General features: G+C 62.1%; 12 protein-coding genes. All 12 read right to left on the reverse strand.

Annotated features, from left to right (window positions below; genetic code table 11):
- Positions 1 to 186: hypothetical protein (locus tag VFV96_11790; protein HEU5071076.1), on the reverse strand; the 186-nt coding region annotated here is incomplete at its 3' end.
- 317 nt (positions 187 to 503) lie between these two features.
- Positions 504 to 905: a hypothetical protein gene (locus VFV96_11795; protein ID HEU5071077.1), complete on the reverse strand. Its 402-nt coding sequence runs from the start codon at positions 903 to 905 to the stop codon at positions 504 to 506.
- A 4-nt stretch (positions 906 to 909) separates the two neighbouring features.
- On the reverse strand, positions 910 to 1,590 hold the full coding sequence (locus tag VFV96_11800; protein ID HEU5071078.1) for a hypothetical protein: 681 nt from the start codon (positions 1,588 to 1,590) through the stop codon (positions 910 to 912).
- Positions 1,587 to 1,907, reverse strand: coding sequence for a hypothetical protein (locus tag VFV96_11805; GenBank protein ID HEU5071079.1), 321 nt, complete (start codon positions 1,905 to 1,907; stop codon positions 1,587 to 1,589). Before VFV96_11805 ends, VFV96_11800 begins: the two co-directional genes overlap by 4 nt.
- A 16-nt stretch (positions 1,908 to 1,923) precedes the next feature.
- Positions 1,924 to 2,265, reverse strand: a complete 342-nt coding sequence (locus VFV96_11810) for a hypothetical protein (protein HEU5071080.1) — start codon at positions 2,263 to 2,265, stop codon at positions 1,924 to 1,926.
- Positions 2,266 to 2,292: 27 nt separating this feature from the next.
- Positions 2,293 to 2,829 (reverse strand): DnaT-like ssDNA-binding protein, encoded by a 537-nt coding sequence (locus VFV96_11815; protein HEU5071081.1) that lies wholly within the window; start codon positions 2,827 to 2,829, stop codon positions 2,293 to 2,295.
- 55 nt (positions 2,830 to 2,884) lie between these two features.
- Positions 2,885 to 3,100 carry a hypothetical protein gene (locus VFV96_11820; GenBank protein ID HEU5071082.1) on the reverse strand — a complete coding sequence of 72 codons (216 nt, stop codon included), beginning with the start codon at positions 3,098 to 3,100 and terminating at the stop codon, positions 2,885 to 2,887.
- The gene (locus tag VFV96_11825) at positions 3,097 to 4,020 is read right to left on the reverse strand and encodes a LamG-like jellyroll fold domain-containing protein (GenBank protein ID HEU5071083.1); all 924 of its coding nucleotides are present in this window, start codon (positions 4,018 to 4,020) and stop codon (positions 3,097 to 3,099) included. The genes VFV96_11820 and VFV96_11825 overlap by 4 nt, the downstream gene beginning before the upstream one ends.
- Before the next feature lie 76 nt (positions 4,021 to 4,096).
- Positions 4,097 to 4,339, reverse strand: coding sequence for a hypothetical protein (locus VFV96_11830; protein ID HEU5071084.1), 243 nt, complete (start codon positions 4,337 to 4,339; stop codon positions 4,097 to 4,099).
- Positions 4,340 to 4,391: 52 nt separating this feature from the next.
- On the reverse strand, positions 4,392 to 5,402 hold the full coding sequence (locus tag VFV96_11835; protein HEU5071085.1) for a coat protein: 1,011 nt from the start codon (positions 5,400 to 5,402) through the stop codon (positions 4,392 to 4,394).
- A gap of 53 nt (positions 5,403 to 5,455) precedes the next feature.
- Positions 5,456 to 6,205: a hypothetical protein gene (locus VFV96_11840; GenBank protein ID HEU5071086.1), complete on the reverse strand. Its 750-nt coding sequence runs from the start codon at positions 6,203 to 6,205 to the stop codon at positions 5,456 to 5,458.
- Between the two features lie 15 nt (positions 6,206 to 6,220).
- Positions 6,221 to 6,809 (reverse strand): DUF4055 domain-containing protein (locus VFV96_11845; GenBank protein HEU5071087.1); only part of this gene is annotated, 589 nt, incomplete at its 5' end.

Below are 6,809 nucleotides of genomic sequence, written 5' to 3' on the forward strand. Positions count from 1 at the left end.
CTTCCAATAGACGCGCGCCAGATGCAGGCTGAACGCGGGAGCGTCTTCGGTTTCGTTCTTGGCGGCGACAAGGCGGTAGGCTTCGTCCTTGTCGCGCGTTTTGAGGGATTCCTGTTTCTTGGTAACGAGGTCTTCGCAGTAGAAAGTGCCCCAGCCGCGGCGGAACACCCGGTAACGATTCTTCATCTCATGTCTCACGGTTATGAGCATGAGCCAACCCGATCCGCCCCCGTGAGCGAGTTGTCGGCGAGTTACTTCAGTTTTGATCGAATGGTGGCGGAGTCCGCCGGCCACTGAAGATTTCACTGAAACTCGACCGTTTTTCCTCCAAAAACCCAACAAAAAGGCTGGAGGCGAGGGTCGGAATCGAACGAGGTCTTCACCGACCACCAGCCTCAAAATCCTGATTTGCAGGCCCATTTTAACGCTGGTTTTACAGGGGTTCAAGCGGTTTCAAACACTATCTGTTCACTACCGGTTTTATCACGCCACACACACTGTTTTTACTCGGTTATTGAAGTAATCGTTGAAGGTTTCGTTGAAGGTTTCGTTGAAGGTTTTTTGACCGAGTTCAAACCATCTTCAGCCACATCCTCCGCAACTCTTGGCGCAATCAAACCATTGCGGCGGGCATTCTTTCTCCGCCAGAACTGACCGACGGTTTTTGTCGCATCATCCAGCCAGTCGGGATCGGCGAGCAACGAAATCAATTCGATGGCGCTAAAGTATTTCACCGCGTTTGGCTTTGGCCTGCCCAGCGCCCGAAGTTTGCCGGCACTCACGAGGATGGCGACATCGTCGGTTGAGCAGTTCAAAAGTTTCGCCACCTGTGCCGACAGCAGGCGCGCAGGAAGATCCTTTGCCGCCCAGGTCGCCATCGCCGTGTGAATCACATCGTTGCTCATAATCTCATTCCTTTCCGCTTACGACTTGCTCCAGTCGGTCATCCACTCCGTTCTTGTTCGCATCCACGAAGCCTTGCAGCCGACCATGACGGTGCGCGAGAAACCACCCGCCCACTGCCACGCCCACGCCACCCAGAATCAATAGCTCGTTCCCCACGATCAGTGTCGGCAAGACCATCAAAGCCAGCCCTCCGACCGTGATGGCGGCGCTGGTCGTCACGCTGCCAATGAGCAGCTTGAGCGGCGGATAAAAGATGGATGCCAGGCCGAACACAAACATGGCGACGCCCACCCACACAATTCCCTTGAGGCTCGCCAGCTTTTCGCCGAGTTCGCGGGCGGTGTCTTTCTGTGCCGCGCCAAGTTCCGTCTTGGCCCGCGTCTCCTCGCGCTCGACAACGGGCATCGGCGCGCTCACGACTACAGCTGCGGCGTTCGTTGCACCGGATTCCAGTCGTGAACCAGTCGGCACGGTGTAGCTCCGCGTCCGCACTGTCTCTTGATCCTGCCGCGACACGGCCGCCGGGTTGTCCGATTGCACGACGGTTTGCTCAATGCCTTGAGTAGGTTTGCTCAGTGTTGTGGCCTTGCCGCCCTTGAGTGGTGCAGTGCCAGCACAACCGCACAGCAAACCGACGGACGCAATCATGGCGAAGTCAATCAGCATGAAACTCAAGCGTTTCATGCTACCCTCCCTTCCTGGAATCGCCGCAGCTCGAAAGCACACTCATTGAGCGCGGCGGTGTTATGGTCAATGCAGATTGCCAGCTTCAAACTTGTTTCGTTCTGCTTCTCGATGATCTGCGCCAGCGCCGTATGATGCGCCTGCCGCAGTTCTTTGTGATCCGCAATGACCGTCTGGAGCTGTCGCACCAGCCAGTAGATCACAATGCCACCCCCGACAAGCAGGAGGCAGAACGCCGCCAAGAAGAGCCAGCGGTCATTCATGGCAGCAGCATGATCCACCATCGTTACCAGTTCGTTTGCGTTTATGCCCGGCATACTCGTCTTGTGCGGTTCAAAGCGCCTTGCGCGCAATCAACTTCCAAAATGTGCCTGTTACATCCAGGTGCGCGGTGATCACGTCCCGGCGCAGGCCAGTGCCGGAGTCCACCAGGTAATCCCCCGGCCGCGGCTGGTCCACCGCCGCAAGTTCGGTCGCGTCGAGCAACATGCGTTCATCGTTCGGTAGCACCGTTGTGCCATCGACGCGACGCGCGGGCACCGGCATCACCAGCCAATGCACCGTGGCCAGATTACTGCCGGCCCGGAAGTAATAGCCCGCCTGCACAAACTCCGCGTAAAAGGCAAACGCCCGGCTGACGGCTGCCTTGGCTGCGGGTCGCAAACTCTCGGCCATGATCGCCTCCTCGCCAGTTCACCTGCATCACGCCCGCACGAGCCGCACCGCGCCGCTCGTGCTCCGCACCAGCTCCCCAAACTTCCGTAACATCGCCTGCGCCACATACGGGAGCACTGGCCGGCGGTCGCGCTTGTCAAAGGACTGCTGCAAATCCCCGAGGCTGCTGAACTTCAACCCCTCGCCGAGCGGATTGGCGGTGCGGTCCTCAAGGATCAGCGCGCGGGCCGTTTCACACGTTGCCTCCACCACCCCGCGCGGCACCGTGCCTCCCGCCACGAGCCGGTCCCCCACGATGTCCGCCGGCGCGTCCGGATCCCGGCAATCCTCCCGTGGCCACTGCAACGCCTGGCTGCTGCTGGACCGTGCGCCGCCGAATTGAAACTCCGCGTCAATCAACCGGGTCGCCATCACCAGCGCCGCCGCCTTGGTGTCCGCGCTCGCGCCCGTCCACGCCGTCGCATACAGGTGCCCCGCGTGATACGTGTCGCCGTCCGTCACGTCCGCGTAGCTGTTCGCGTCGGCCCTGCCCGTGCCGTCTTCCTTGATGAGCGTCAGTGCCATGCCATTGTGCCATCCGCCTTACGCCACTCGCGTCACGCCGCGCCGCGAGCCGCGCTCAATTGATGTCCGCGCCGTCGAGCGTGGCGCGCGTGGTCGCCAGCGCGGTCTTCACCGCCCCGCTCCCCGCCATGTTCTTCATGGTGCGAATCAGTTGCTCCTTGGCCCACTGCGCCTTCGTCTTGCCCGAGCCCGCGTCGTAACTGGTCGCCGTGCAGATGTTCTCCACCAGTTGCGGCGCCACCTCGTCTGGAATGTTGATCGTCAGTGTCATAATTCAAAAAATTGCCGGCCTTGTCCGTCGTTGTAGAGCTGGGCCACCTCCTCCGCTCCCAGCGCGCGCGACCACACGCCAAGGTTCGCCCACGCTCCGGTCCATGTGCCCCACGGATGATTGTCCTTCACGCGGAACGCCACGTCGCCGAGGCGCTCGGTGCTGAAGCTCTTGTTCAAGGTCGCCCGCCACGTGCCGTTCAGATACCAGTGCAGCTGGGTCGTGGTGCTGATCAGCGTCAGCATATACCAGTCGCCCGCGGCCACGCCGAAGCTGGACCCGAAATCATACGGCGTGCTCTCGCCCTGCGTCGTGCTGTGGTAATGCCCCACCGACCCCACCTGAGCGTCGAGCGCCACAAACATCGTGTAGCTCGCGTAGGAGCCGTCCGAGCTGCGCGTCGTGAGAAATCCCAGCCCGCTCGACTCGTTGTGCCGCACCCAGGCGTTGAGGGTCAGCGCGTCGAACGTGAAGAACACGGCGTCGTCGCTGTAAACAAAGTCCGCGCTGCCGAGTGCGCAGGCCGGTCCGCCATTCGGCCCGCCGGTGCTGCCGTAGGCGGGCGCCGCCACGGGCAGCAACAACTGGCTGCCGGTGGCGTCCAGCGCCGCGTCCCCGTCCCAATACCCGGCCAGCGCGTCCTGCAACGTTGGCACCGCGTCATCCGGCCGCACCACGTTGCTGGGCTCCGTGAGCGCGCGGCCAAACTCATCCACGCCGACGATGAAATACAACTCGCTGCCACCGTCCGGCGCGAATTGCCGCGCGTTGCCGTAGGCCCAATAATCTTCCACCAGCAGCCACGACGCGCCGGCGTCGAGGCTCATCCACACGTTCCACTTGTAGGGATCGGGCAGGCTCCACTCCCACGCGAGCAGCTCGCCATAGCGGGGCTGCAACACCGGGGCGGGCCGCAACACAATCTGCCGCCCGCGTCGCCGCACTTGCAGCCACGTGGCCAACCAGCCGCGTCGCCGCCGCTCGGGCGACCACGGCCTACCGCGCTTTGCGCCTGGCAACAGTCTGGCCATCGTTCGTTTGCCTCGGGACCGCCACGGCCGCAGCGGACGTGGGGTGAGTTGTCGTAGCATTCTCCCAAACCGGCGGGGTGACCCCGCCCTGGGTGCCGCCCTCGGCGTTCACAGGTGGCGGCTCCACGCTGCCAACCCGAACCGGCGGCACATCCACCAACACCAACGGACGCCGGACGCGGCGGATGATGGGAAGCAGTTGATTCATGCTCTTGCTGCGTGGCGCGGAGCGCGTCAACGTCGCGCTCCGCGCTCAACACTTAATTGTTATGCTCCACCGCCACGATGCGGACGTTCTTGTTCTCGAACACGCGCGTCCAGTTGGCGGCGTCCTCCAGTTCCGCGTTCGTCGGACTCGTGCCTGCCACGGCGGCGGAATTGAACTTCACGCCACGCGGATGCAGGATGAACCGACGGCGGTTGATGAAGTTCGTGTCGCTGTCGAGCGCGGCCCGCGCCCACTCGACGCCTTCCGTGCCGTGACCGCCGAGCAGCGGCTCGCCGGCCAACGGGGCTGCGCCTTTGGCAAACGCACCCGGCCCGAACAGGTAGGTCGTGTAAACCTGACCATCGGTCGTGCCGTTGCGCACCGGCATCCCGTCATCCACGATGACCCGCCGGCCCTGGAAGGTCTTGATCTGCGCTTTCCCTTCGCTGTCGGGGATGAAGTCAATCAAGTCCAGTTTCCGCAGCGCGGCTTCCGTGGCGCTGTGCATGGCAACCGCTGTCAGGCGGTCGCCCCGATCACCCAGTTTCACGGTCGCATCCACAAACGTGGCGCCGTTGAGACGGGTCGTTGCCGACTGGCCGGCAATGGTTTCGCTCGCAATGGAGAGCTTGTTGCCTGCCATCGTCGCCGAACCGAACAGACCCTTGAGGCTGGACAAGATCAAACTCTGGTCCACCCGAATCCAGTAGTCGCCCACCAGTTCCACCAGCGCGCCCATCGGATCATCGCCAGACAGAATCTTGGCGAGGTCGTTCACGCTCCAGGCGTTCGCATCCATCTGGATGCGGGCGATGTCCTTGCTCGCGCCGATCTTGTTCACCGTCAGTGGTGCGTTGTCGGCGAGGATTTGCCGGGCAGGGTTCACGTCCTGCCAGAACGGCATGTCCACCGTATTGCCACCACCAGCGGCCAGCGCGTCAAAGAACGGATCGCTCTCCACGATGCCACTTGCGCCAAATGCCGACAGGGTTGCCGTGCGTTCGATCACATACTTTTCAAACAGACTCGGGATGATCACATCCGCGATTGCAGTTTTCGCCATAACTCAAACTTTCGCTTTTTACTCGCCAGCGCGGTGGCCGGCACGCAGTGCCCTCAGGCCGACGCCTTGAGGCGTGCGGCAAGCTGCGGGTCATCTTTTTGAAGTTTCATTTGCTCCGTGACGTTCCACGTCTCCTTGCGGAAGGGATTACGCACGGACCGGATGCCAGCCCCACCGGAGCTGGAGCCAGCAGCACCGCCACCAGCATTTGCTTCAAACAGGTGCGGTGCGTCGGACACCAACACATCCACCCATTCAGCCAAAGTCATCGGCGACACACCGTCCTTGCCGGTGCGAACCTTGTCGCCGTCAAAAGCCTGGGGAACTCCGTCCACCAGCTTGAAAGTCATGCGTGCCCGCGCCGTGATGTCGGGGATGGCCGTCGGGCGCAGACCACGTTTCGTGGCCTCGCTCACGACGGCCTGATCAATCTGAATCGCCGTCAGGCGGCCGTGCAGGGCGTCACGCTCGGCGACGACGACACCGTGTTGCTTGTCCCAATCAGCACGGGCGGTCTTGAGCCGGGCATCAATAACTTTGTCCACTTCTCCGGCCTTGAGTTGCGCGGCCTCCTCCAGCTTGCGCTTCTCGTCGGCAAGCTGACGCACAACGTCGGGGTCAATGCCTTCAAAGCGTTTCAACTGGTTCGCCAGTGCGATGTTGTTCTGGCGAAACTCCTCGTGCTTCGCCTTGTCCACGACGCCTTCGGCATCGAGGACGAATGCGCCATCGCGTTCGACGTAGAATCCAGCCTGTTCCGGCGGAATCTCTTCCCGCTTCACGTATCGATATTTTAATGCCATAAATCTGTTACCTCCTCACTGGCCGCTGGGAATTGCGCGTTGCTGGCTGGGTGTTGAGGGTTGTGGACTGGCTCCGGTCATCAACCGGGCTTCCTCCTCGTTGGTGCGGCCTGCCGGCAGCACTTCACCCTGCCGGAACAAATCGAACATCGTCTCGCGGCTGATGGCGCCCGCCTGCCACGCCGAGACGATTGCGGTGATTTCATCACTCGCCATTCCCTTCGTGCTGAAATCGGTGTTGAGGCTGACCGCGACTTGGTTCTCACCAATCGCCTCGGGCGTTTCTTCCGTGGAGTTCCACCAATAGACCCAGCGCAGCACCGATGTCAGGGAATCACTCACGCTCAACGACACGGCGGACAGCACGGAGTTTTCACCGGACTGACGCAGCTCAATGGCATCGGCGGATTCGCCGACCCGTTTCTGCGCTTCCAACATCCGCGTGCCCAGGACGGCCATCAGCCGTTCGTCACGATCCATCGCCCGTTCAAACGTCGTCAGACCTTGCCCGGTAAATTCGAGGTAGCCCGCCGCCGCGCCCACCGTCTCCGTCACCCACGCCGTGCTGGCGCCGATGCGCAGCTCCGCCCCCTTGTCGAACCCG

It is taken from the genome of Verrucomicrobiia bacterium (genome assembly GCA_035765895.1).
Taxonomy (GTDB): domain Bacteria; phylum Verrucomicrobiota; class Verrucomicrobiia; order Limisphaerales; family DSYF01; genus DSYF01.

Coding starts and splice junctions, on each gene's coding strand:
- VFV96_11795 (HEU5071077.1), bottom strand. CDS start 905: ATGAGCAACGATGTGATTCACACGGCGATGGCGACCTGGGCGGCAAAG.
- VFV96_11800 (HEU5071078.1), bottom strand. CDS start 1,590: ATGAAACGCTTGAGTTTCATGCTGATTGACTTCGCCATGATTGCGTCC.
- VFV96_11805 (HEU5071079.1), bottom strand. CDS start 1,907: ATGCCGGGCATAAACGCAAACGAACTGGTAACGATGGTGGATCATGCT.
- VFV96_11810 (HEU5071080.1), bottom strand. CDS start 2,265: ATGGCCGAGAGTTTGCGACCCGCAGCCAAGGCAGCCGTCAGCCGGGCG.
- VFV96_11815 (HEU5071081.1), bottom strand. CDS start 2,829: ATGGCACTGACGCTCATCAAGGAAGACGGCACGGGCAGGGCCGACGCG.
- VFV96_11820 (HEU5071082.1), bottom strand. CDS start 3,100: ATGACACTGACGATCAACATTCCAGACGAGGTGGCGCCGCAACTGGTG.
- VFV96_11830 (HEU5071084.1), bottom strand. CDS start 4,339: ATGAATCAACTGCTTCCCATCATCCGCCGCGTCCGGCGTCCGTTGGTG.
- VFV96_11835 (HEU5071085.1), bottom strand. CDS start 5,402: ATGGCGAAAACTGCAATCGCGGATGTGATCATCCCGAGTCTGTTTGAA.
- VFV96_11840 (HEU5071086.1), bottom strand. CDS start 6,205: ATGGCATTAAAATATCGATACGTGAAGCGGGAAGAGATTCCGCCGGAA.